Here is a 2,402-nt window from a genome sequence, read left to right as displayed (position 1 = left end):
CCACCCATGACGGCTCGTAAGGTGTCGGTCTGCAGATGGTTCCGTACATCGGCGAAGCCGAGTCGGGTAGGGATGCCCGCGGCCCGCAGAACCGCGGCCAGTAGCACCGCCTTGGGCACGCAGTAGGCGCGGCCGGCCTGGAGGACGTGGCTCGCCCGGTAATGCTCAGGATCCTCGGAGACCGAGTAGGGGTCGTACCAGATTTGGTCACGCACTGCAGCAAAGAGCAGGGACGCTCTCTCTCGGGGGCTCGACGCGCCGGCGATCACGTGCTGGGTGAAGTCGCGTACCGAAGCGTGGTCGTGATCGAGGAAGAAGGTCGCCTCAAGGTGCGATCCCGGCGCCGGCGTCATCGCCGCACCGCGGTGTTGACCAGACCGTCAGTCTTGAGCGCTACGGCCGTGCGCGGCCAGCCGGCCGGCTGCTCGCCGGGCACTGCCGAGATGCAGACGTCGGGCATCCGCCGCACCAGGTCACCGACCTCTTCCAGCCACCGGTCGCACACGGGGCGTCGCCGTTCCAACGCGGGACCGCTTCGACGGGCTCGAGGTGCGCCCATTCCGGGCGAGAGGTCCCTCATCGCGCGCTCAACAGAAGGTCGTTGTCCACAGCAACCCCTACGCTCTGGGCGAGATCACGCATGATCAGCCAAACTTGATGGGCGATCCGGGTGGTCACCTCTTCCTTCGACTCATCGTGGTGGTCCAGCCACCAGATGATCCCCGCGTCGACCATGCCCATCAACCCCGCCATCACGCCGTCCGGGGGATCGACCTGTACCTCGGATGTGCGCATGTATGCCGAGGCTGCGGACACCACCTCCCCGAGGAACCGTGTGCGCCCCAACCTGGCCCGGTGCGTCTCCTTGTTCTGCTGGCGCGCCGCCATGAAGCGATACAGGTTGGGATGACCGGCAGCCCATCCGATGGCAGCGCCTATCACGCCTTCGATGATGGTGGGAGCTGTACCGCTCACGCGCATGGCGGGACGAACGGTGTCGATGAGCTGATCAGCCGCGAATCGGAGCACTTCTCGTTCGAGGTCTTCCTTGCTGTCGAAGTGCCGGTAGACGTGAGGCCGCGCAACGCCTGCCCGTTCCGCGATCTGGGCAGTACCGACGCCGGGACCGTACTCCTCGATCGCACGAGCCGCGGCCACCACTATCTGCTCTCGTCGTGCCGACCGGTGCGATTCGTGCGCCGTCGATCGGCGCACCACGGCCGTGTCCACCCACCTCGCAAGATCCACCAGCACATTCTAACCCGAAAGGGACTGGCGCGGTACAGGGTGTACCCGTAGCCTTCGGGTACACCCTGTACCCGGCACATAATCTTTGGAGGACCCATGCCCAGCCGCCGTTCACCCTGGATGAACCAGGACCTCGACGACTTCCGTCAACTCGCCCGGACGTTCTGCGAGAGGGAGATCAAGCCCAACATCGAGCGGTTCATCGAACAGAAGCGCGTCGACCGCGAACTATGGACCCGCGCCGGCGAGCTCGGCCTGTTGTGCGCCTCCGTTCCCGAGGAGTACGGCGGGGGCGGCGGCAACTTCTTCCACGAGGCGATCCTTATCGAGGAGCAGGCCCGCATCGGTGACAGCAGCTGGGGGGCTGCACTCCACAGCGGCATCGTGGCGCACTACCTGCTGCACTACGGCACCGAGGAGCAGAAGCGCGAATGGCTGCCCAAGATGGCCTCCGGCGAGGTCGTGACCGCCATTGCGATGACCGAGCCGGGGACCGGTTCCGACCTCCAGGGAATCAAGACGAAGGCAGTCCGAGAAGGCGACGACTACGTCATCAACGGAGCCAAGACCTTCATCACCAACGGCTACCACGCAGACATGGTGCTCGTCGCCTGCAAGACCAGCCCGGATCAGGCTGCTGCAGGCGTCTCACTGGTCATCGTGCCGACCAGCTCCGAAGGATTTCGGCGCGGCCGTGTCCTCGACAAGATCGGCCTCAAGGGGCAAGACACCTGCGAGCTCTTCTTCGATGACGTACGTGTGCCTTCCAGCAATCTGCTCGGCACCGAGGAGGGGCAGGGCTTCGTCCAGCTCATGATGCAGCTCCCGCAGGAGCGGCTCATCGTCGCCGTCAGTTGCGCCGCGTCGATGGACTTGATGCTGGACCTGACACACGAGTACACACTCACGCGCGAGGCGTTCGGCAAACCGATCTTCGGATTCCAGAACACCAAGTTCAAGCTCGCCGAGGTCGCCACCGAAGCCCGCGTCACCCGCGCCTTCATCGACGAGTGTCTCGACCTGCATGTCAAGAGCGAACTGGACATCCCCACCGCCGCGATGGCGAAGTACTGGAGCTCCGAACGCGCTCAGCAAGTCGCCGACACCTGCCTGCAACTCCACGGCGGCTACGGCTACATGGAGGAGTATCCGAT

4 protein-coding genes are annotated in these 2,402 nt (G+C 64.9%); 1 reads left to right on the top strand and 3 read right to left on the bottom strand.

What is annotated here, in order from left to right:
- The 3 genes from J1M64_RS19245 to J1M64_RS19235 all read right to left on the bottom strand — a co-directional run.
- On the bottom strand, positions 1 to 353 hold a 353-nt coding region (locus tag J1M64_RS19245), incomplete at its 3' end, for a transglutaminase-like domain-containing protein (RefSeq protein ID WP_206475243.1).
- Positions 350 to 523, bottom strand: coding sequence for a hypothetical protein (locus J1M64_RS19240; protein WP_206475242.1), 174 nt, complete (start codon positions 521 to 523; stop codon positions 350 to 352). The genes J1M64_RS19240 and J1M64_RS19245, both read right to left, overlap by 4 nt.
- A 53-nt stretch (positions 524 to 576) precedes the next feature.
- Positions 577 to 1,248, bottom strand: a complete 672-nt coding sequence (locus tag J1M64_RS19235) for a TetR/AcrR family transcriptional regulator (protein ID WP_235027696.1) — start codon at positions 1,246 to 1,248, stop codon at positions 577 to 579.
- 96 nt (positions 1,249 to 1,344) lie between these two features.
- On the opposite strand from J1M64_RS19235, the gene J1M64_RS19230 reads away from it, so the two are divergent.
- A partial coding sequence (locus tag J1M64_RS19230; protein WP_206475241.1) for an acyl-CoA dehydrogenase family protein occupies positions 1,345 to 2,402 on the top strand: 1,058 nt, incomplete at its 3' end.

Source organism: Dietzia sp. KRD202 (assembly GCF_017168155.1).
GTDB classification, from domain to species: domain Bacteria; phylum Actinomycetota; class Actinomycetes; order Mycobacteriales; family Mycobacteriaceae; genus Dietzia; species Dietzia kunjamensis.
Note: the sequence above shows the minus strand (reverse complement) of the source record. Positions and strands in the feature narration are given on the sequence as shown.